This window comes from Allosphingosinicella sp. (assembly GCF_036570505.1).
Lineage (GTDB): Bacteria > Pseudomonadota > Alphaproteobacteria > Sphingomonadales > Sphingomonadaceae > Allosphingosinicella.
The window spans coordinates 33,640-54,977 of sequence record NZ_DATCYB010000039.1; the positions used below are offsets into that span (position 1 = coordinate 33,640).

14 protein-coding genes and 2 tRNA genes are annotated in these 21,338 nt (G+C 65.4%); 6 read left to right on the plus strand and 10 right to left on the minus strand.

Going from position 1 to position 21,338, the window contains the following annotated elements:
• The first annotated feature begins 49 nt into the window (after window positions 1-49).
• Together VIR62_RS03125 and mfd are read left to right on the plus strand one after the other, a co-directional pair.
• On the plus strand, window positions 50-316 hold the full coding sequence (locus VIR62_RS03125; RefSeq protein ID WP_431868612.1) for a succinate dehydrogenase assembly factor 2: 267 nt from the start codon (window positions 50-52) through the stop codon (window positions 314-316).
• A complete protein-coding gene (gene mfd / locus VIR62_RS03130) occupies window positions 317-3,796 on the plus strand; it encodes a transcription-repair coupling factor (RefSeq protein ID WP_431868613.1) in 3,480 nt (1,159 codons plus the stop codon).
• Between the two features lie 380 nt (window positions 3,797-4,176).
• Here mfd and VIR62_RS03135 read toward each other — a convergent pair whose 3' ends face one another.
• Window positions 4,177-6,186 (minus strand): putative bifunctional diguanylate cyclase/phosphodiesterase, encoded by a 2,010-nt coding sequence (locus VIR62_RS03135; protein WP_431868614.1) that lies wholly within the window; start codon window positions 6,184-6,186, stop codon window positions 4,177-4,179.
• Between the two features lie 147 nt (window positions 6,187-6,333).
• Here VIR62_RS03135 and VIR62_RS03140 point away from each other — a divergent pair, with 147 nt between their 5' ends.
• From VIR62_RS03140 to VIR62_RS03150, 3 genes are all read left to right on the plus strand, one after another.
• Window positions 6,334-7,116 (plus strand): NAD kinase, encoded by a 783-nt coding sequence (locus VIR62_RS03140; RefSeq protein WP_431868616.1) that lies wholly within the window; start codon window positions 6,334-6,336, stop codon window positions 7,114-7,116.
• 69 nt (window positions 7,117-7,185) lie between these two features.
• Window positions 7,186-7,260 (plus strand) — tRNA-Asn (locus VIR62_RS03145).
• A gap of 110 nt (window positions 7,261-7,370) precedes the next feature.
• The gene (locus VIR62_RS03150; protein ID WP_431868617.1) at window positions 7,371-7,991 is read left to right on the plus strand and encodes a hemerythrin domain-containing protein; all 621 of its coding nucleotides are present in this window, start codon (window positions 7,371-7,373) and stop codon (window positions 7,989-7,991) included.
• Window positions 7,992-8,065: 74 nt separating this feature from the next.
• On the opposite strand, the gene secA is transcribed toward VIR62_RS03150, so the two are convergent.
• The 3 genes from secA to addA all read right to left on the minus strand — a co-directional run bounded on the left by secA (window position 8,066) and on the right by addA (window position 14,875).
• Entirely contained in the window at window positions 8,066-10,792 is a 2,727-nt protein-coding gene (gene secA, locus VIR62_RS03155) for a preprotein translocase subunit SecA (RefSeq protein ID WP_431868618.1), read from the minus strand.
• 259 nt (window positions 10,793-11,051) lie between these two features.
• Window positions 11,052-11,372, minus strand: coding sequence for a thioredoxin TrxA (gene trxA, locus VIR62_RS03160; RefSeq protein ID WP_431868620.1), 321 nt, complete (start codon window positions 11,370-11,372; stop codon window positions 11,052-11,054).
• A gap of 50 nt (window positions 11,373-11,422) precedes the next feature.
• Entirely contained in the window at window positions 11,423-14,875 is a 3,453-nt protein-coding gene (addA, locus tag VIR62_RS03165; protein ID WP_431868622.1) for a double-strand break repair helicase AddA, read from the minus strand.
• A gap of 419 nt (window positions 14,876-15,294) precedes the next feature.
• Between addA and VIR62_RS03170 the strand changes: the two genes are divergently transcribed.
• Window positions 15,295-15,370, plus strand: a tRNA-Lys gene (locus VIR62_RS03170).
• 97 nt (window positions 15,371-15,467) lie between these two features.
• Here VIR62_RS03170 and VIR62_RS03175 read toward each other — a convergent pair.
• The 6 genes from VIR62_RS03175 to VIR62_RS03200 form a co-directional block, all read right to left on the minus strand.
• Window positions 15,468-15,713 (minus strand): hypothetical protein, encoded by a 246-nt coding sequence (locus tag VIR62_RS03175; RefSeq protein ID WP_431868623.1) that lies wholly within the window; start codon window positions 15,711-15,713, stop codon window positions 15,468-15,470.
• A 75-nt stretch (window positions 15,714-15,788) separates the two neighbouring features.
• Window positions 15,789-17,396: a cisplatin damage response ATP-dependent DNA ligase gene (locus tag VIR62_RS03180; protein WP_431868624.1), complete on the minus strand. Its 1,608-nt coding sequence runs from the start codon at window positions 17,394-17,396 to the stop codon at window positions 15,789-15,791.
• 206 nt (window positions 17,397-17,602) lie between these two features.
• On the minus strand, window positions 17,603-19,585 hold the full coding sequence (locus tag VIR62_RS03185; protein WP_431868626.1) for a sulfotransferase: 1,983 nt from the start codon (window positions 19,583-19,585) through the stop codon (window positions 17,603-17,605).
• An 87-nt stretch (window positions 19,586-19,672) separates the two neighbouring features.
• Entirely contained in the window at window positions 19,673-20,170 is a 498-nt protein-coding gene (locus tag VIR62_RS03190) for a Dps family protein (protein ID WP_431868627.1), read from the minus strand.
• A gap of 87 nt (window positions 20,171-20,257) precedes the next feature.
• Window positions 20,258-20,824: a TMEM165/GDT1 family protein gene (locus VIR62_RS03195; RefSeq protein ID WP_431868628.1), complete on the minus strand. Its 567-nt coding sequence runs from the start codon at window positions 20,822-20,824 to the stop codon at window positions 20,258-20,260.
• Between the two features lie 12 nt (window positions 20,825-20,836).
• The gene (locus tag VIR62_RS03200) at window positions 20,837-21,163 is read right to left on the minus strand and encodes a hypothetical protein (protein WP_431868629.1); all 327 of its coding nucleotides are present in this window, start codon (window positions 21,161-21,163) and stop codon (window positions 20,837-20,839) included.
• Between the last annotated feature and the right edge of the window lie 175 nt (window positions 21,164-21,338).

Consider the following 21,338-nt stretch of genomic DNA (forward strand, 5'->3'; position numbering starts at 1 on the left):
TTCAAAGCCGCCTGGTTTCACCAGAGCGGCCTTTTCCGCTTGGAGCCTCATGGACCGCGCTGACCGCCTCAAACGCTTACGCTTCCGCGCCTGGCATCGCGGCACGAAGGAGGCCGACATGCTGATCGGGGGATTCTATGATCGTTACGGAGCCGAATGGAATGAAGCGAAGATGGCCTGGTTCGAAGCGTTACTGGAGGAGCAGGACGTCGATATCATGGCGTGGGCCATTGGAACCGCCGCGCCTCCGGAACGATGGGACGGCGCGATGATGCAGCAGCTCCAGACCGTCAACTATATCAAGCACGCCCGCTAGATGTCCGACCTCCAAAAAATCCTTTCGGCCAACAAGCCGATGACGCTGGCCGGTGCTCCCGCCGGATTCCTGCCGTGGCTCGCCGCCGACCTCGCACGTGCGGCCAGGGGACGGGCCGTTTTCATTGCGCCGGACGAAGCCGCGATGCGCTCCATCGTCGATGCCGCCCATTATTTCGCGCCGAAGCTGGAGACCCTTTCCTTCCCCGCCTGGGATTGCCTTCCCTACGACCGCAGCTCGCCCTCGCTCCGCTCCTCGTCCGAGCGGCTCGCCACGTTGCACGCGCTGCAGCGCAGGGCGGACAAGCCGCAGTTGCTCGTCACGACGGTCAATGCCGCGACGCAACGCACGCTGACGCCCTTTCGCGTCCGCCAGCTCGTAGCCCGCCTGGCCCCGGGCGAACGGATCGACCGCGACAAGCTCGCCGAGCTGCTTCAGGCAAACGGCTACGTCCGAACCGATACCGTCGCGGACGCCGGCGAATATGCTGTGCGTGGCGGGCTGGTCGATCTTTTCCCCTCGGGTGAGGAGGAAGCACTGCGCCTCGATTTCTTCGGCGATGAAATAGAGAGCGTCCGCCGTTTCGACCCCGCCACGCAGCGCACGATCGGCTCGGTGGACGGCTTCACCCTTCTCCCCGCCTCCGAAACGCTGCTCGACGAAGGCAGCATCAAGCGATTCCGCTCCGGCTATCGCGAGCTGTTCGGCGCCACGGCGACTGGCGATCCGCTCTATCAGGCGATTTCCGACGGCCGTCGGCTGGCGGGGCTCGATCACTGGCTGCCCCTGTTCGAGGAGCGGCTCTCAACCCTCTTCGATCATCTTTCCGAAGACGACCTACTCGTCCGCGACGCCCATGACGCCGGCGCCGCCGACGCCCGTTTCGAGGCGATTCAGGATTATTATGAGAACCGGGCGCGCGCCCAGTCGTCCGATCCCGGCAGCTACCGTCCGCTGGCACCGCCAACCCTCTATCTCGGCCGCGACGAGTGGGAGAGGATCATCGTCGAACGACCGCTTCATCAGGTCACGCCGTTTCACGAGCCGGAAAGCGCCACGGTCCTCGATTTCGGGGTCGACGGCCCGCGCGACTTCGCCCCCGAGCGCGCGCAGAATGCGAACGTCTATGAAGCGATCGTGGCGCAAGTGGCCGAGCTCCGGCGCTCGAAGCACAAGGTCGTGCTGGCGAGCTATTCGAATGGCGCCCGGGAGCGATTGAAGGGGCTGCTGGAGGATCATGGCCTCAAGAAACTGACCCTGGCCGACACATGGCAGGAGGCTTTGGGCGTTTCCTCGGGAGCCCGTGGTGCTGCCTCGGATGCCGTTGCTCTCACCGTCATCCAGCTCGATCACGGTTTCACCACCCGGGACGCCGCTCTCCTCACCGAGCAGGACATGCTCGGCGACCGCCTCGTACGCCGCCGCAAGCGCAAGAAGAGCGCCGACGCCTTCATCAGTGAACTCGCCACGCTCACGCCCGGCGATCTCGTGGTGCACGCCGATCACGGTATCGGGCGTTATGAGGGCCTGACTCAGATCCCGGTGCAGAAGGCGCCGCACGACTGTGTCGCCCTTTCTTATTCGGGCGGCGACAAGCTCTACGTGCCGGTCGAGAATATCGACATCCTCTCCCGTTATGGCAGCGAGAGCGACGGCGTCGCGCTCGACAAGCTGGGCGGCGAAGCCTGGCAACGTCGCAAGTCGCGGATGAAGGAGCGCATCCGCGAGATCGCGGGCGAGCTCATCAAGACGGCGGCCCAGCGCGCCTTGCGTGCCGGCGCTGTCGCCGAGCCCGACACCGGCTACGCCGCCTTCGTCGATCGCTTCCCCTATGAGGAGACCGACGACCAGGACCGCGCCATCGGCGAGGTCGTCGGCGATCTGGGTGCCGGCCGCCCGATGGACCGCCTCGTCTGCGGCGACGTTGGCTTCGGCAAGACCGAGGTGGCCCTGCGCGCCGCCTTCATCGCCGCGATGGCCGGCATGCAGGTCGCGCTCGTTTGCCCCACCACCCTCCTCGCCCGCCAGCATTACAACACGTTCAAGGAACGTTTTCAGGGCTTTCCGATCGAGATCGGCCGCCTTTCCCGGCTCGTCCCCGCCGCCGAGGCCAAGGCGACCAAGGAAGGCATCGCCGCTGGCAAGGTCGACATCGTCATCGGCACTCACGCCCTCCTTGCCAAGGGCATCGCGTTCAGGAATCTAGGCCTCGTCATCGTCGACGAGGAACAGCGCTTCGGCGTGACGCACAAGGAGCGGCTGAAGGCGCTCCGCTCCGACGTGCATGTGCTGACGCTTACCGCCACGCCCATCCCGCGCACGCTTCAAATGGCGATGTCGGGCCTGCGCGAGCTTTCGGTCATCCAGACGCCGCCGGTCGATCGCCTAGCGGTGCGCACCTATGTCATGCCATGGGATCCGGTGGTCGTCCGCGAGGCGCTGCTCCGCGAACATTATCGCGGCGGCCAGAGCTATTTCGTCGCCCCTCGCATCGCCGACCTTCCGGACATCGAGCAGTTCCTCCGCGACGAGGTACCCGAAGTCACCTTCATCAGCGCCCACGGTCAGATGGCGCCCACCCAGGTCGAGGAGCGCATGTCGGCCTTCTACGACCGCAAATATGATGTGCTCCTTTCGACGACCATCGTCGAAAGCGGCCTCGACATCCCCTCGGCGAACACCCTCATCATCCACCGCGCCGACCGCTTCGGCCTCGCCCAGCTCTATCAGCTCCGCGGACGCGTCGGCCGGGCCAAGACCCGCGCCTACGCCTATCTCACTACCACGCCTTCACGCACGATCACAGAGGGTGCGGACAAGCGACTGCAAGTGCTGGCCAATCTCGATTCGCTGGGCGCCGGCTTCCAGCTCGCCAGCCATGACCTGGACATACGCGGCGCCGGCAACCTTTTGGGCGACGAGCAGTCCGGCCATATCAAGGAAGTCGGCTTCGAGCTCTACCAGTCGATGCTGGAGGAGGCGATCGTCGCCGCCAAAGCCGGCGACGCTGGCCTGGAACGTCGCGCCGGGGACTTCTCCCCGCAGATCACCGTCGACGCTCCGATCATGCTGCCCGAGGATTATGTCCCCGATCTCGACCTTCGCATGGGCCTCTACCGCCGTATGAACGAACTGGAGAACCGCCAGGACATCGAGTCCTTCGCGGCCGAGATGATCGACCGTTTCGGCAAGGTCCCGGCGCCAACGGAAAACCTTCTCAAGGTCATCGAGACGAAGCTCAATTGCCGCAAGGCGAGCATCGTCAAGCTCGACGTCGGCCCCAAGGGCGCCCTCGTCCACTTCCACAATGACTGCTTCCCCGACCTCGAGGGCCTGATCGCTTATGTCCAGCGGCTCCAGGGCACGGCGAAGCTAAGGCCCGACAGCAAGCTCGTCATCGCCCGCGACTGGCCCGACCCCCAATCCCGCATCAACGGCGCGCTGCAGTTGTCGAAGGGCTTGGCGAAGATCGTCAAATAATCCTCCCTCCGCCACCCAGAGCGCTTTGCACCCTTGCACGCAGCCCGAGCTCGACCGGCACGGCCCGGAAGTCGTCGACGAAGCTCGTCGAGGCGGGCGAGGCCGCCGATCAGGAAGACATGGACATACTGGCCCTGGGCGACGCCCTCGCGCGGCCTCGGATCGGCGGGCAGCCGGTCCTTTTCGAAGATGGTAATCGTATCGAACAGCGGCGACCGCGCCGCGGCGGCGGCCAGCCCAGCGTTTCCCGCGCCGGCGACAACGGCATGTCCGGATCCAGCACCAGGAGCGGCCACGCCCTGCCCTTTTCGCGATCGAACCGGCGGAAGGTTAGCACATCCGCGCCCACCGGGCATGTAGGGGAATTCATCTTTTCCTAGTCAGCCGACCACTAGCGCCTCCAGCGCCCCCGAAGCGACCGGCTTGGAGCACAGGAAGCCCTGATAGAGCGTGCATCCCTCCTGCGCGAGAAGGTCGAGTTGCTCTTCGGTTTCCACCCCTTCGGCTATGACGCCAAGGCCCAGTGAGCGGGCCATGTCGATGACGCTGCGCACGACGATCCGGTCGCGGGGGGAGCCGGCGATGTCCTCGACCAGTCGCTTGTCGATCTTGAGATAATCGAGCGGCAAGGCCTTGAGATAAGCCAGGCTCGAATAGCCGGTGCCGAAATCATCGATGGCGACGCGAAGGCCCCCTTCCCTCAGCCCCGCCAGCAAGGTCGCGGCGGCACCGAGGTCCTCGATGAGCCCGCTCTCGGTCACTTCCACCGTCACGCGTCCGGGGTCGAAGCCGCTCGCATCGACCAGCGCCAGGAACTGCGCGGCGAAGCCGGGGCGGACGATGTCGGCGGCGGTGATGTTGACTGAAAGCCGGAGGCCCGACAATGCCGCCGGCCAGGCAGCGGCCGCCGCGATGGCCTTCTTCTGCACATGGTCGGAAAGCTGGACGAGATAGTCTGACCGCTCGGCGGCATTGAACAGCGTCGGGGCACCCAGCTCGCCCAAACCCGGGTGCCGCCAGCGCGCCAGCGCCTCGACGCCGACAATGTCTCCGCTGGTGACGGAGACCTGCGGCTGGAAGACTATCTCGATCTCGTCCTTGTCGAGGGCACGGCGCAGGTCGATTTCCAGCCGGTCGCCGATCGCGGCATCTTCGGCTCCCGCGGAATCGAGAACCCGGACGGCGCCCGTCTCCGACTCTTTCGCCTCGGCGAGGGCGCCACTGGCGCGGCGGAGCAAGGTCGCGGCATTATCGCCCGGTGCCGAGGCGGCGACGCCGACCCGGCTGCCAAGGGTGATGACATGATCACCCGACATGAACGGTCGGGCGAGCGCCTCGACCAGTTCTCCGGCCAGAAATCGGCCCTCGCCGAGGCTTGCCGGCGCCGCCAGCAGCACCGCGAACTCGGCGCCCGCCAGCCGGGCAACGAAGCGCCTACCCGCGCCTCCGTCGACCAGCCGCTCGATCCGGCGCGCCGCGGCTTGCAGAACGGCGTCGCCGGTGGCGCGACCGAAGGCGGCATTGATCGCGTCGAAGCGGCTGACGGCGAGAAGCAGCACGACAAGCCCGCCCTCGCGGATCAGCGTGTCCTCGATCCAGCCTCGCGCCGCGCGGGAATCGCGGACACCGGTTATCGGATCGCGGGATTGGAACGCACCGGCGTCGATCCCGGCGATGGTCTCGGTATGGCCGATGATCTCCCGCCCCTCATTGCCGGCGCGCAGATGATGGGCAAGCCGCGCCCCTTCGGAATCCTCATGGGCAAAAGCGGTCGATTCCCCCGTTTCCATCAGCCGCGCCACCGCGCTCCGGGCGGCGCGGCGACCTTCCGGATCGAGCTTGCGAAACAGCTCCAGCAAACTGATCCGTCGTCCGTGGTCCTCGCCGAGCCCCGCCTTTCGGGCGAGCGCGGGGCTGAGCTCGATCGTGCGGGAGCCGGCCTCCCATCGCCATGAGCCCTGCCGCTCCTGTCCTTCGTCGCCGGCGCGGCGGCGATAACCGCCAGCGACGCGCTCGGCGTGGCGGGCGGCGAACTGCATGGCCTTGACGAACTGCTGCTCGCTGAACGGGCTCACTAGGAAATGTGTGGCTCCGTCGGCGTGGAACTGGTCCAGCGCCGCCCCGTCATTGCGCGACAGAAGGACGAGCAGGGCCCCCGCATTGGCCTCGATGGTGTCGCCCAGCGTGCGTACCGCTTCCTGCCCGTCGGGGAGCGCGCCGCGCGCGTCGACCACGGCGACCGTCGCGCTCGAGGCGATGAACCGCGCCTCCGCATTGGCGAGGCGCCGCGCCGCGATCGGCTGCCAGCCGGCGCCTTCCGAAACCTTCGTCAGTTCGTCGCGATGGCGGAAGGAGAGGATGAACAAGGCGGCCGGCCCACCAGCGATCATGATCTTTCGCAATCCTCTCCGCGGCGACGGTGCCTTTCAGCGGTCTACCCTGCCCCCGCCCGCGCGCCAATCGCGTTTCCGGGAGCGACTCGTTCTGGGACACCCGCCGCTTGCCCGGTGCGAGCAAGCCCCGTAGCTATGGCGGCGATGCGGGACTTCACGGACCAGCCCATGGCGCTCGTCGCCTCCTCCACCCAGGCGGCACAGGCGGCGGAGCGCATGCTGAGGAAGCGCTACGATTTCGTGCCGCTCTCGGAAGCGCAGCTTATCGTTGCCCTAGGCGGCGACGGCTTTCTCCTCCAGACGCTCCACGAAATGCTTCACCGCGAGAAGCTTTGTCCCGTCTTCGGCATGAATCGCGGCACCGTCGGCTTCCTGATGAATGATTGGCGGCTCGATCGCCTGGAAGAGCGCATTGCCCGGGCGAAGGTCTTCTCGGTCGCGCCGCTCAAGATGGTGGCGACCACCGTCAAGGGGGAAACGCGCACCAACCCCGCCATCAACGAAGTGTCGCTGCTTCGCGAGACGCGGCAGACGGCCTGGATCGAGGTGTCGGTCAACGGCCGCGTGGTCCTGCCCGAGTTGGTCTGCGACGGCGTGCTGGTGGCGACCCCGGCTGGCTCGACCGCCTACAACCTGTCGGCCTATGGTCCGATCCTGCCGCTCGCCTCGAAGATGGTCGCGCTGACACCGATCAGCCCCTTCCGGCCCCGCCGCTGGCGCGGAGCGATCCTGCCGGACGATCTCAAGGTCTCGTTCCGTATCCTGGATCCCGAGAAGCGCCCCGTTTCCGCCGTCGCGGACCAGATGGAGGTGCGCGAGGTCTCCATCGTCGAGGTGACCGTCGACAGGACCCGCGCGCTTACCTTGCTCTTCGATCCCGAACATGCCCTCGACGAGCGGATCGCGATGGAACAGTTCGCCGTCTGATTATCGCCCAAGGGTGCTTGCCAGCCGCGAAAAGGGGCTGCTATAGGCCCGCCTGCCCCAAGGGGCTGCTCCCCGGTAGCTCAGCGGTAGAGCAACCGGCTGTTAACCGGTTGGTCGATGGTTCGAATCCGTCCCGGGGAGCCACTTTCCTTTTCAGCCGCCGAATTTCGCCCAACGGATCGTCCGCCGAGCCGAACGCAGGAACTGGCCTGCCGCGCCGCTTGTTCCCTCTTCCTGATCAGGAGGAGGTCACGATGGCGACGACGACGAAATCGAAAAGCACCGGCGAGAGCAAGGCCCACAGCGACCAGAAGACTGCGCTCAGCTGGAACAACGGCAACACGGGAGTCCTGGTCGGCGCCGCGGTCGCGGGCGCCGCGGTCGGTCTGGCGGCCAATGCCGGCCGCAAGCTGTTCATGCAGTTCGGCAACGTCACAGCGGGCGACTGGTTCGAGGCGCTGAAGATGGAGCATGAAATGGCGCTCGCCATCTTCGACAAGATCGAGGCGACGGACGACAGCCAGACGATGATGCGCTCGCACCTTCTCACCAAGCTCAAACATGCGCTGAGCAAGCATGCGGCCGAGGAAGAGATGGTCATCTATCCGGCGCTGCGGCAGGCGGGCCATGGCGGCCAGGCGGATCACCTCAACTCCGACCACGGCATGGTCAAAACGTATCTTTACGAATTGGAGACGATGTCGAACGACAACCCCGCCTGGCTCGCCAAGGTCCGGGCGTTCCGTGGCGAGATCGAGGAGCACATGCGCGAGGAGGAGCAGACGATCTTCCCGCCGTTCCGCGCCCAGCTCTCCGACGAGGAGAACAGCAAGCTAACCACGATGATGAACAAGGAAGGCTTCAAGCACGCCTAGTCTGTTCCCCGGCGAAAGCCGGGGCCAGATTCATGCCATCGACTGGGTCCCGCTTTCCGCCGGGAAACGATAGGCTACAGCGCGCCGTGGCAGTGCTTGTATTTGCGGCCCGAACCGCACGGGCAAGGTGCGTTGCGGCTGGCAGGCGGCACGATCTCGGCGACGGCTGTATCGCCCGGCATTTCAGGCCGCGGCACCTGGAGGGGCGGCAGGCGTGATAGGACATTGCCGGTCGCGGCGTCCAAATCCGCACTGTCGTCCTCGCCCGTGAAGGGATCGATATGGTGCGTGACGAAATCCGGCATGTCCGGAAGATCCGGCTGCTGGAAGGTAAAGGTCGCGAAGGCGAGCGTCCGCGTCACGTCCTCGCGGATCGCGCCGAGCATGCGCTCGAACTGCTGGAACGCCTCATGCTTGTATTCGTCGATCGGCTTCTTTTGCGCATAAGCGCGAAGATGGATCACCTGCCGCAGCGCATCCAGCATCGCCAGATGCTCCTTCCAGTGATGGTCGAGCGACTGGAGGAGGATGCTCTTCTCGATCTGGATGTAGGTTTCGGGCGCGAGTGACGCCGTCTTGTCGGCGATCTGGGCATCGGCGGCGGCGCGGATGCGGTCGACCAGCATCTCCGGATCGACCGATTCCTCCTTCAGCCAGTCGTCGATGGGCAGTGACAGGCCGAAAATCTCGTCCACGCGCGCCTTCAGATGCTCGACATCCCATTGTTCCGGATAGGAGTTGGGCGGGCACGCCTCGCCGACGATGCCGTTCACCGTCTCGGCGCGCATGTCCTCGACCACGTCGCCAACGGTGTCGGCGTCCATGATGTCGGCGCGCTGCTCGTAAATGACCTTGCGCTGGTCGTTCATGACGTCGTCATATTCGACGACCTGTTTGCGGATGTCGTAGTTGCGCGCCTCGACCTTCTTTTGCGCGGTCTCGATCGCCTTGGAAATCCAGGGGCTTACGATCGCCTCGCCATCCTCCAGGTTCTTGTTCATCAGGCGCGAGAACATGGTCTGCGGCCCGAAGATGCGCAGCAGGTCGTCGTCGAGGCTGAGGTAGAAGCGCGACAGGCCCGGATCGCCCTGGCGACCCGAGCGGCCGCGAAGCTGGTTGTCGATGCGGCGGCTCTCGTGGCGCTCGGTGCCGAGCACGAACAGGCCGCCGACGTCGAGAACGCGTTGCTTCTGGACCGCGACCTCTTCCTTGATCTTCGCGATCGCCGCATCGCGCTCCGGTCCTTCGGGGACATCCGACAGTTCGTCCTCGATACGGAAATCGACATTGCCACCCAGCTGGATATCGGTGCCGCGACCGGCCATGTTGGTGGCGATCGTGACCGCCCCCATCGCGCCCGCCTGCGCGATGATATGCGCTTCCTGCTCGTGGTAGCGCGCGTTCAGAACTTCGTGGCGAACGCCCTCGCGCTTGAGATAATCCGAGAGCAGCTCCGATTTCTCGATCGATACGGTGCCGACCAGAACCGGCTGCCCGACCTCCTGCTTCTCCTTGATCGCCGTGGCAATAGCGGCGAACTTGTCATTCATATTCTTGTAGAATTCGTCGTCCTCGTCTGTCCGCTGGACGGGCAGGTTGGTCGGGATGGTGACGACGTTCATCTTGTAAATGTCGTAGAATTCAGGCGCCTCGGTGAGCGCCGTGCCGGTCATGCCGCTGAGCTTGGGATAGAGCCGGAAATAATTCTGGAAGGTGATCGAGGCGAGCGTCTGGTTCTCTGGCTCGATCTTGACGCCTTCCTTCGCCTCCACCGCCTGATGGAGGCCGTCGGACCAGCGCCGGCCATCCATCATGCGGCCGGTAAACTCGTCGATGATGATAACCTTGTCTTCCTTGACGATATAGTCGGTGTCGCGCTTGAAGATGACATTGGCCTTGAGCGCCTGGTTGAGGTGCTGGACGACCTGCGTATTCTCGAAATCGTAGAGATTGCTGCCGACGAGGACGCCCGCATTCTCGAACATGCGCTCGATCTTCTCGGTGCCGTCCTCGGTGAGGACGACCGACTTCTGCTTCTCGTCGACCTCATAGTCCTCGGGAACGAGCTGCTTCACGATCGCGTCGACCGAGATGTAGAGCTCGGACTTGTCGTCGGTCGGACCCGAGATGATGAGCGGCGTTCGAGCCTCGTCGATCAGGATCGAATCTACCTCGTCGACGATCGCGAAATTGAACGGTCGTTGCACCATCTGGGCGCGGTCGTATTTCATGTTGTCGCGCAGATAATCGAAGCCGAACTCGTTGTTGGTGCCGTAAGTGATGTCCGCGGCATAGGCGGCGCGGCGCTGCTGGTCGGTGAGGTTCGGAACGATGACGCCCACGGTCATGCCGAGGAAGCGGTAAATCTGGCCCATCCAGTCGGCGTCGCGGCGGGCAAGATAGTCGTTAACGGTGACGACGTGGACGCCCTTGCCTTCGAGGGCATTGAGATAGGTGGCGAGCGTCGCGACCAGCGTCTTGCCCTCGCCGGTTCGCATCTCGGCGATCGAGCCGCGATGGAGGACGATGCCGCCGACCATCTGCACATCGTAGTGACGCTGCTCGAGCGTCCGCTTCGCGGCCTCGCGGACGGTGGCGAAGGCCTCCGGCAGGATATCATCGATCGACTGGCCGTCGGCGAGGCGCTGGCGCAGAATCGGCGTCTGGCCGCGAAGCTCCTCGTCGGTCATCACCGAGACGGTCGGCTCGAAACCATTGATGCGGTCGACGATCTTCTGGAGGGAGCGGACGTAGCGGTCGTTGGACGATCCGAAAATGGCTTTGGCAAATCCGCCAAACATGGGCGTTCCTGTCGTTAGAATACGTGGCCGCGCGAGGCGACGAAAAGCCGCAGACCCCCGCTAAAATGTCGTCGGCGATGTAGGGTCCACCTCTTGCCAAGTCAATTGACGCGCCAGCGGCCGGGGCCTAGCGCCCGGTCATGAACCCTGCCCATGAACCCTGCCCTTTCAGGCGGATGCGCGTGCGGCGCCGTGCGCTATCAACTCAGGAGCGCGCCCTTCGACGCCGGCTGGTGCCATTGCCGCATCCGCCAGCATTCTAGAGCTGGCCCTCGAGCCAGCTTTGCAGCGCGCTCTTGGGAGCGGCGCCGACCTTCGTGGCGGCGGGCTGGCCGTTCTTGAACAGGATCATCGTCGGAATGCCGCGCACGCCATATTTGGCCGGGGCGTCCGGATTCTCGTCGATATTGAGCTTGGCGACCGTCACCTTGCCGTCCAGTTCGTCGCTGATCTCTTCCAGCGCCGGCGCGATCATCCGGCAGGGGCCGCACCATTCCGCCCAGAAATCGACGAGCACGGGCTCGGAGGCGCCCAGCACATCGGTCTGGAATGAGGCGTCGGTGACGGTCTTGGTGGTCATGATGATCTCCTGAAGCTTTGAAACGGATGTAGGATGCGGACGGCGCTGGCTCAACCGTCGGCGAGAACGGCCCCAGGCCGGTAAGCCTCCAGCAGGCCGCGCGGCAGCGGATGCAACGCCGGGCCGGCGGTGTAGAGCAGCGACGCTTCGACCGCGCGCCCGGGAAAGATCATTTCCAGGGCGGCCGTGTAGGCAGCCATCTGGCGAAGATGCGGGACGGGAATGTCGGCCGGGGCGGTGGGCACGGCTCTTCCCGTCTTGAAGTCGATGACGCGAACACGCTCGTCGGTGACGAGCAGCCGATCGACCGTGCCGGTGATGACGGAGCCGTCCGGCGTGACCGCCGCGATCGGCGCTTCGGCAAGTGCGTCGGAGCCGAAGATGTCGGCGAAAGCCGGGTCGCCGATAATCCCGCAGGCATCGTCGACCAGGCTCTTTCTCAAGGCGGGATCGGAAACGCCGGCGGAATGCTGCAGCCAGCTATCGGCGAGCCGGGGCCTGATCCCCATGTCGACCGAGGGCAGCCGCTCGAAAAGCTGGTGGAGCAGCTTGCCGCGATCCGCGGCCGCCCGCATCGCCGGGTTCGGCGGCGGGCTCGGAACATCGTCCTCCCCGAGCGAGGAAGGCGCCAACGGCCGCGGCGGGCGTGCTTCGACCGGCGCGGCCTGACCGAGCCAGGCGGGCAACTCCCGCTCCGGCTCGGCCGGCTTTGCACGCGGGTTATGGAATGGGATTTCGGCATCGCCGAAGCGACGTGAACGGCCCCAATGAGGATCGTCCCGCCACGCGCCGTCTATCGCGTCGAACGAAGCGTGCAGTGCGGCATACCAGCTCTCCTCCGGCGGACCGTTGCGATCGGCGGGACCGAGGGCGCCGCCGATATACAGACGCTCCTCGGCGCGAGTGAGGGCGACGTAGAGAAGGCGCCAATGCTCCTGCCGGTCGAGCGCGTCCTGCGCTTCGATCTGGGATTTTAGCGGCTCGGCCAGTTCGCTCTTGCGCGGCCGGAAGACGGGAATCGGTGGCGTGCCGTCCCCCAGGCCAAGTTCGGCGGATTTGCCCGGCGACCGGTTCGGGTCGACGCAGGAATCGGCGAGGATGACGATCGGCGACTGCAATCCCTTGGAACCGTGGACGGTCATCACCCGCACGGCGTCGCGCGGCGCGCTCGGATCGCGGACGATCTCGACGTCCCCCCTCACGAACCAGTCGAGGAAGCGCTGGAGCGAGGGCGTGCCGCTCACCTCGAATTCCAGCGCGGCGGCGAGCAGCTCCTCGATCGGATCGCGGGCCTCCGGTCCGAGCCGTTCCAGGAGGCGTCGGCGAGCCTGTAAAGGACCTGAGAGCAGCGTTTCAAAGAATTGGTGCGGCGTGGCGAAGTCCGCCATCGCGAGGATGTCGCCCAGCCGCCCGCGCGTTTCGGCGAGCGGGGGGATGTCGGCGGAGGTGTCGCGCACATTACTCCAGAGATGGCCCGGGCGGCCATGGGCTGCGGCGAAGAGATCGTCCTGGCTCCAGCCGAACAACGGAGAGACGAGAAGCCCGGCGAGGTTGAGGTCGTCGAGCGGCTGGATCGCGAAGCGGGCGGCGGCGAGGAGGTCCTGAACCGCCAGGGGGGCCGAGAGAAGCAGGCGATCTACGCCGGCCACAGGAACGTTTTCGGCATGGAGACGAGCGACGATCAGCGAGGCGAGCGTGCTCCGGCGGCGGACGAGAATGAGAATGTCCTCGGGGCGAACGGGACGCTCCTTCTCACCCCCCAATTCGAAGGGGTGGTCGAGCCAGTGGCGGATCTGCTTGGCGAGCTTGCCGGCGTAGCGACGGATCGTGTCGCTGACCCACCCCTCCTCGCCCGCTTCGTCCGAAGCCACGGCGACCTCCTCGGAATAGGGCTGCCACAGCGTGACGGCGCCGGGACGGGCGGCGTGGTGGCTTTCATGCGGATTGGGGCGGCGGGGGAGGCCCAGCGCCTCGTGGCCGAGATCGGCGATATAGCGGTCGACCAGCGCCAGGATCGGCGGCGAGGAGCGGAAGCTACGGTCCATCGACAGGTCGAGAAAGTCGCGGTCGATAGCGCCCGCTTCTCGCGCGAAGTAGGCGCGGGCCGTATCGAAGCTTTTGGGGTCCGTGCCTTGGAAGCCGAAGATCGCTTGCTTGTAATCGCCGACGGTGAAGATGGTGCGATGGCCGGACTCTTCATCCTCGCCGCCGCCGCGAGCGCCTTCGCCGGCGAAATATTCGAGCGCGAGGGCGCGCACGATGTTCCACTGCCGCTCATTGGTGTCCTGCGCCTCGTCGACGAGGATGTGATCGGTCGCCTGGTCGAGCTTGTAGCGCACCCAGTCGCCCATTCCGTGCGTGAGGAGCAACGTCTCGGCATGGGCGATGAGATCGTCGAAATCGACCACGCCCTGGGCGCGCTTGGCTTCGGCATAGGCGCGAGCGAAGGTCTGGCCGGCGCGCAACCCCGCGGCGAACAGGGCGACGAGGCCGCCCGTCGCCCGCATCGCCAGCAACGCACGACAGCATTCGACCAGCCGCGAGGCTTGATCCGAATAAGCGGAATCGGCCTTGACGAGACCGGCGGAGATGGAGCGCGACTCGCCATCCTTCTTGAGGACAATACCGGAGAGATCGGCGAGGCGTGCGGCGCGGGCGGCCCCGTCGCCGGCGAGCCATGCGGCGATGACATCGCAGGTGTTAAGGCCTGTGGCCGTCCCCCAGGCGCGGTTGGCGGCAGCGATGGCCTCCACGGTAGCGCGATCGAAGACGTCGTCCCGGCAGGCGGCGGCGATGGCCTCTTCGATGTCGCCTAGCGGCAGACCAAAGGCGTGGCGGAGGCGAGCCTCTATCCCGTCGCGCGGTCCCATCGCCTCCATCGCGGCAGGGGCGCGGGCGCAGTCCATCAGGAAGGATTCCGCACCCCCCTCGCCCAGCCGATGGCTCAAAGCCTGGAGATCGCGAACCAGGGGCTGATCCCCTTCCCGCTCGGCGCGAACGAGCATGTCCGCCAGCGTCTGGCGTGCCAGCAACTGCTCTTCGCGCCCTTCGAGCGGCCGGATGCCGGGGACGAGGCCAGCTTCGGCGGGAAAGGCGGTGAGCAGGCTCTGGGCGAAGGCGTGGATGGTCTGGATCCTGAGCCCTCCCCCGGCAGCGTCGAGCACCCGGGCAAAGAGCGTGCGGGCGGTCTCGCGCATTTCCGGGCCCACTTCCTCGCCCAGCGCGGCCAGCTCCGCGCCAAGCGCCGCGCCCTTCAACCGCACCCAATAGGCCAGCCGCTCATGGATGCGATGCGCCATCTCGGCAGCCCCCGCCTTGGTGAAGGTGAGGCAGAGGATGGAAGCCGGGTCGACGCCGGCAAGAAGCAGGCGCAGCACACGGGCCGTGAGGACATGGGTCTTGCCCGTGCCCGCGGAGGCCGAGAGCGCGGCGTGGTCGCGTGGGGATGAGGCGCGAAGCTGGTCGCCGACCAGCCGCGCGAGAGGCTTCAGGCGCTTAGGCAATTCGAGAATGTCCCCGCATCGAAGCAGCTATAGGCGAGGAATATCGACTTCGCCACCGCCCGGCCAAGTTGGACAGGGGCCCACCGATCGGCGTCAGCCCTTCCTCTAAGGGGTTGGCAACAAAGGGAGTTGCCGGCGGCAGTGGTAGGCGCGAGGTCTATCCGCATGCTTGAAAGAATTCCGAGGGTGCGGGCCCGGAAAAATGGGGACTGACGCCTTGGGCCCGCGCTGGTCGCAGCTCGCCGCCGAACAGCCCAGCACGGTCGGCCAGGCGCCATCCCCATAGAGCGTGCCGCCGGGCCAGTCGCGTCCCGGGGCGGGCAGGATGCTTCGCCATTGCATCGCCGCATCGGCCATGCTAGCGGGCACGCCGCGCCGGGAACCTATCGGTCTCCCGAAGCGCGTTTGCCTTCCGGCATGGACGCATAGCTCAGTTGGTAGAGCAGCTGACTCTTAATCAGCGGGTCCTAGGTTCGAGCCCTAGTGCGTCCACCATTTTCTCTGAAATGAGAACCTGCCCGATGGGGCAGGACATCGAAAGCCCTCGCGCGAGGAAAGTCATCCCGCGGCGAGAGGTGTCGATGGAAAGACGTTACGGGCTGACGGGAATATCGTCGCCGTCGTCGTCGATGATTTCGATCAGCGCCCATACACTCGCCACGCCGAACGCGGCGAGCAACACATAGCCGAGAATGTTGCCACCCTCGAACTGGGCGCTTTCTCCCTGGGAGCCGAGGCCCGCTTCGGTCGCGGGCTGCGGCACGGACTGCGCGAGCGCGGGCGCCGTGACCAGCAGGAGCGAAAGAGAAGCCAGCGCGGCCGTTGTCTTTTTGAGCATGATACTTCCTTGGGTGCGACGGCTATTGTCTGCGCGAGCCTATCCAACCGGCCGGCCAGTCTTTCTTTCCTCAATTCACGTCGCCCCAGCGACCATTCGCCGCAAGGTTGCCAGATGATCGGCTTCGGCGGCGGGCTTGTCGATCCGGATGCGGCTGATCCGAGGGAAGCGCATGGCGAGGCCCGACTTGTGGCGTTTGCTCGAATGGATGGAATCGAACGCGACTTCGAGGACCAGCGTTTTCTCCACTTCGCGCACCGGTCCGAATCGCTGGATAGTGTTGTTGCGGACGAAGTGATCCAGCCACTTCAGCTCCTCGTCGGTGAAGCCGAAATAGGCCTTGCCGACGGGGAGCAGCTCACCCTCCTCGGCCCAGCAGCCGAACGTGTAGTCGGAATAATAGGATGAGCGCTTGCCTCTGCCGCGCTGGGCATACATCAGCACGCAGTCGGCGACGAGGGGATCGCGCTTCCATTTATACCAGTGGCCAACCTTGCGGCCGGCGACATAGGGGCTGTCGCGGCGCTTCAGCATGACGCCTTCGATGGCGGCATCGCGGGCGCCGCCGCGGAGGGTTTCGAGCGAGTCGAAGTCGGTGGCGTCGATCAGCGCGGAAACGTCGAAACGATCGGGGTTGATCGCGGTGACGAAGCGCTCCAGCCGCGCTCGTCGCTCAGCCCAGGGCAGTGGCCGAAGATCTTCCACGCCGTCGAACAAGATGTCGTAGAGGCGAACGAAGGCGGGATAGTCGCTCAGCATTTTCGCCGAGACGGTCTTTCGACCCAGCCGCTGCTGGAGGGCGTTGAAGCTCGCCGCCGCTCCGCCATGCGCCGCTGCGCCCTGGGCCTCGCCCTTAACGAGCAGCTCGCCGTCCACCGAGCCGTCGCGATCGAACGCGGCGGCGATATCGGGGAAGCTGCGGGTGATGTCGTCCCCGGCGCGGCTATAGAGCCGGGTTTCACCAACCGCGCGAACGATCTGGACGCGGATGCCGTCCCATTTCCATTCGGCGGCAAATTCGTCCATCGACAGCCGCGTCTGCTCAAGCGGATGCGCCAGCATGAAGGGCCGGAAGACGGGCAAATTCTCCGCCGTCGGCTGAGCGCCCCTGCCCTCGGCCCAGGCGAAGAGCGGCAGATAGGGCGGGCCGATGCCGTGCCACACCTCCTCCACCGCATCGACGTCGAGATCGAACGCCTGGGCCAGCGCCAGCTTCGCGAGACGCGAGGAAACGCCGATGCGCAGCGCGCCGGTAGCGAGCTTGAGGAGCGCGTAACGGCCGCTGGCGTCGAGATGGTCGAGCATTTCTGCCAGCGCGCCCGGCGCTTCGGCCCGTCCGAGACTCGCCAGCCGCTCGACGACGTTGGCGATACGCAAGGTGCCGTCGTCGATGTCGGCCGGCTGATCGATCCCTTTGGGCCAGAGCAGCGACACGGTCTCCGCCATGTCGCCGACATAGTCACGGCTCATGTAGAGGAGCACAGGGTCGACGCGCTCCTCGGCGATGGCGCGGACGGCGGCCGGTTTCACTGCAGGGAGATCAAGCTCGCCGGTCAGCACCGCCAGAGCGTAGCCGCGATCGGGGTCCGGTGTGGCCTTCAGATAATCGCCGATCAACTTCAGCTTCGCGTTGCGCGAACGGGTATAAACGAGACCGTCGAGAAGCTGGGAGAAATCGTGCATCGCCGGCGTAACGAACAGACGCCCGCCGCGGATGCAAGGGGTGCGAAGTCACCGGTGCCCGGAACGCCCGGGGCATCTTCGGGTTTAGAGAGGCAGCGCCAAAAGGAGGCCTCGAATGTTAAGGGCAATCGGCTGCATCGTCGTCATCCTGGCCGTGATCGGGCTTCTCGTCGTCAGCGGCCTCCTTGATCTGGCCTTCTAGGCCGTCAGACGCGGTAACCCATGCGCTCGGCCCAAGGCGAGAGCGTCGGCAGCACGCCCGCCATTTGTTTCCGGTAGCGCTCCCACCTGCCGCTTGCGCGGTCATAGATCCGCTCTGTCACCTGATCATAGCTCGGCGCCATGATCCGGCCCCGCTCCACGGCGGTTCGCTGGTGGTCGAGAATCTTGTCGTTCCAGGGTAGGTCGAGGAATTCGAGGAGAGGACGAATCTCAGCCTCCGCATCCTCCACGATCCCCTCGTATCTGATGTCGTGGACGCGCAGGGGCAGAACCTTCGTGCATCTCTCCCACAGGGTCAGCACGCCATCATAGAGCAGAGCGGCATCGCCGAGGTCGAGAAAGTTCGCCATCGCATCGTTGATGTCGAAGTCCTGCATGAAGCAGCTGAGGACCACGTCGCAAGGGTGGCGCCGCGCGAAGATGAAGCGGGCGTCGGGGAAAATCCGATGAATGAGCGGAGCGCCGACCAGGTTCAGCGGGAGCTTGTCGATGATGAGCCGGCCGGCCTTTGCCGGAATCCGCTCGTCGAGCTCGGAAAAATAGAGCGCCCGCAAGCGGCTGACCTCTCCGACCTCCAGCGTGGCGAGCCGGGAGAAATCGCCCAGCGCCGCCTTTACCGGCTCGAGAATCGGTACTTCTTCAAGGACTTGGATGCTCGGATGGCCCATGAGGAGGGTGTCGAGCAATGTCGTTCCGGAGCGCGGAAAGCCGACGAGGAAGACAGGCGCCTGACGGCCTCGATCCGGATTTGCGGGCCGCCAGCTCCTGTGCCAATCCTCACTCACCAGAGCGGCGATTGACGCTATCTCCCGCCGATAACGTTCAGCGCGCTGTCGGGCATCCGGATGACGACGCAACGCGAGCCGGTTCATCTCATCGAATGCCTCAAAGGCCTTATCCGCATCGTCCAGGCTGTCGGCGAGCCTGCCGATCAAACCCGCGCGCCGCGCGGGTTCGATGTGAGCAGGCGCCTCCTGAGCGAGGGCGAGGGCTTCCGTCAGCTTTCCCTCCCGCCTCATCGACAGGGCGCGAAGATAAGTGAGGTCCTTCGCCGCAACACCATCCGTGTCCACCATCATCAGGAGATCGGCGAGTCGGTCGAGCCGGTTGCCGCGTTCCAGAACGATGCCGAGCTCGAGATAGGCCGCGATCGACTTTGGATCGCTTTCCAGCACACGCCGATAGATGGCTTCGGCCTCTTCGAACCGCATGAGGCCAACCAGCGCACGCGCCAATTCGAGCAATATTTCGCCTTGTAGCGGCGCCAATTCCGCCGCCCGTTCCAGCGGCGCCAGCGCCTCCGAGAGCCGGCCGAGGTACCGCAGGAGTCGCCCGAACTCGAACTGGATCGGCGCCTGGTCCGGCGCGAGCCGAGCCGCCGCCTGATAGGCCGCTACGCTATCTTGAAGGCGGCCCAATTCGACCAGCGTGGCACCCAGATTAAGGTGCACCGCGACGGCGTCCGGCCGAAGCCGCGTCGCACGGGCCAGCGCCTCGGCTGCCGTCTCCCGGTCGCCCGCCGCCCGCAAGGCGTTGCCAAGATTGTTCCAGGTTTCCCAATCATCAGGGTTCTTGTCGAGCACCAGTCCATAGGCATCGATCGCCTCGCCATGTCGGCCCTGGGCATTCAATATGTAGCCGCGCAGCCGCCCGAGCTCGGGACTTTGACTGGCATCGGTTCCACAGACGGCCTCGGCCGTCGACAGGTCGCCAAGCGCCGCGAGTGCGTTGGCGAGATCGAGGCGGATTTGAAGGTCGGCGGGCGTGAGGTCGTATGCCTTTCGAAGATATTCGACACCTCTGGTCAGGTCGCCGGAGCGACAGGAGCTGTCGCCGAGCAGTCGCAGCAGCGACGGGTTATCGGGGTGCTGCGGCAGCGCGGTTTCACCGACGGAACGGGCCTCGGCGAAGTCCCCGCGCTTATGAAGATCAAAGGCGCGGTCGAGCGCGGTCGTGTTTTCAGGCAAGGCCGGTCCTCTGCTGGCATTCTCCCGCTCGCGGGATTCCTGCCGCCTCATTCCCTGAAAGCTTGTCGGTGCGCAAGGCCGTCGACGTCAGGCGCCGCGACCGGTCTCGAACAGGAACCAGGCGCGCTCCTCGGCCTGATCCGTCCAGTCGTCGAGAATTCCTGAGGTGCCGTTGTCGCCGGCGGCGTCGACGATCTCCTTCGCCTCGCGCAGGGACTCGACGAGCGCCAGATTGTCGCGGTGGAGTTCGGAGAGCATGTCCTTGGCGCTCACGAACTCCGTGTCATTGTCCCCTATCCGCTGCAGGCGGGCGATATGGCCGATCGAACGCAAGGTGGTGGCGCCGATCTTGCGGACGCGCTCGGCAATGGCGTCGGTCGTACCGAGAATCTGGGTTGCCTGCTCGTCCAGCATCAAATGATAGTCGCGAAAATGGGGACCCGAGACGTGCCAGTGGAAGTTCTTGGTCTTGATGTAGAGCGCGTAACTATCCGCCAAAATCGCATTCAACGCTTCGGCGACGGTGCCGATCGCATTACGTTCGAGTCCGGTCGGGTTTTTCAGCTGAGCCGGTGCCGTGGCCATTAATTCCTCCTGATTGATTGCCTGCTTCTATAACAGATGAGGAACTAATCGGCTCCCTCAATTAGTTAGATGTCTCTGATCGCATCGCTAGATCAGGCGCAGAGCATTGATCGCGACGAGGAATCCGGCGAACAGGAATATGAGGGCGGCGCCGATCCTGATCCACCGAAGCGGCAGAACGACCCCGAGCCGTTCCGCCAGAAAAACGCCCGGTACGTTGGCGGCGAAAATTCCGGCGGCCGCCCCGGCAGCGGCCAGCCCGAAGGAGTCGAACTGGGCGGCGAGTGCGACGGTGAGGAACTGGGTCTTGTCGCCCATTTCAAGCAGGAAGAAGCCCGTCGCTGTGGTGACGAAGGCGCCCACTTTCCAGTTCGAGCCCATGTCGGGGCGCTTCTGGTCGATCAGGCCGCTGACGCCCGAGAAAACCAGGGCCAGGGCGACCAGCAGCGAGGTTGCCCAAAAGGTTATGAGATCATTGAGCAGGACGCCGCCGGTCGCGGCTAAAATGCAGTGGGCGATGGCAGCGACGGCAATGCCAAGGACAATGGGCGCCGGCCGGCCATAGCGCGCGGCGAGCGCCATAGCGAATAGCTGGGTCTTGTCTCCGAATTCGGCAAGCAAAGCGGCGAGAAAGGTGGTGAGCAGCGCGTCCATTCGTAGAGGGCGTCAGGCGCCGAGGCGCACGGACACCGACGCGATCATCGCCTGGCTTACCTGGTCGTCGTTGCTGTCGCAGCCGATGGCGTCGCGAAGGCGGTCGAGATAGAGGGCCGTGGGGCAGCGATGCGGGCCGCCTTCGGCCGCCGCGCGCTCCATCGCTTCGGCGAGGCGAACGACGGGCGTCAACCCATAGGCGGCGGCGAGACGTCGGATAGATTGCACCGACTGGATGAAGCCCTGCCCGGGGCGGCGGCGCGACAGGCGCTGCAGGGTTTCGAGCCGCTCGCAAAGCTCGGCCCTCACCAGCATCGTCGCATCATGTTCGGCTCGCATGTCGAGCCTCCTGCCGTTCCCGATGCCTGCATCATGCACCAGTAGAGTTACAGCCCGGTTAAGCAGCCACTTCCCCTTGACAGAAAGCGCGGATGGGGGCAGAGGCCGGCCGCGCATGAAGGCGGCGGCGACGCCGCTTTTATTTTTCGACACACCCCAGTTTCAAGAGGCTGCC

What these genes read in the sequence shown, in the direction of transcription:
- VIR62_RS03125 (WP_431868612.1), top strand. Translation starts at nt 50, where the DNA reads ATGGACCGCGCTGACCGCCTCAAACGCTTACGCTTCCGCGCCTGGCAT.
- mfd (WP_431868613.1), top strand. Translation starts at nt 317, where the DNA reads ATGTCCGACCTCCAAAAAATCCTTTCGGCCAACAAGCCGATGACGCTG.
- VIR62_RS03135 (WP_431868614.1), bottom strand. Translation starts at nt 6,186, where the DNA reads ATGATCGCTGGTGGGCCGGCCGCCTTGTTCATCCTCTCCTTCCGCCAT.
- VIR62_RS03140 (WP_431868616.1), top strand. Translation starts at nt 6,334, where the DNA reads ATGCGGGACTTCACGGACCAGCCCATGGCGCTCGTCGCCTCCTCCACC.
- VIR62_RS03150 (WP_431868617.1), top strand. Translation starts at nt 7,371, where the DNA reads ATGGCGACGACGACGAAATCGAAAAGCACCGGCGAGAGCAAGGCCCAC.
- secA (WP_431868618.1), bottom strand. Translation starts at nt 10,792, where the DNA reads ATGTTTGGCGGATTTGCCAAAGCCATTTTCGGATCGTCCAACGACCGC.
- trxA (WP_431868620.1), bottom strand. Translation starts at nt 11,372, where the DNA reads ATGACCACCAAGACCGTCACCGACGCCTCATTCCAGACCGATGTGCTG.
- VIR62_RS03175 (WP_431868623.1), bottom strand. Translation starts at nt 15,713, where the DNA reads ATGCTCAAAAAGACAACGGCCGCGCTGGCTTCTCTTTCGCTCCTGCTG.
- VIR62_RS03180 (WP_431868624.1), bottom strand. Translation starts at nt 17,396, where the DNA reads ATGCACGATTTCTCCCAGCTTCTCGACGGTCTCGTTTATACCCGTTCG.
- VIR62_RS03190 (WP_431868627.1), bottom strand. Translation starts at nt 20,170, where the DNA reads ATGGCCACGGCACCGGCTCAGCTGAAAAACCCGACCGGACTCGAACGT.
- VIR62_RS03195 (WP_431868628.1), bottom strand. Translation starts at nt 20,824, where the DNA reads ATGGACGCGCTGCTCACCACCTTTCTCGCCGCTTTGCTTGCCGAATTC.
- VIR62_RS03200 (WP_431868629.1), bottom strand. Translation starts at nt 21,163, where the DNA reads ATGCGAGCCGAACATGATGCGACGATGCTGGTGAGGGCCGAGCTTTGC.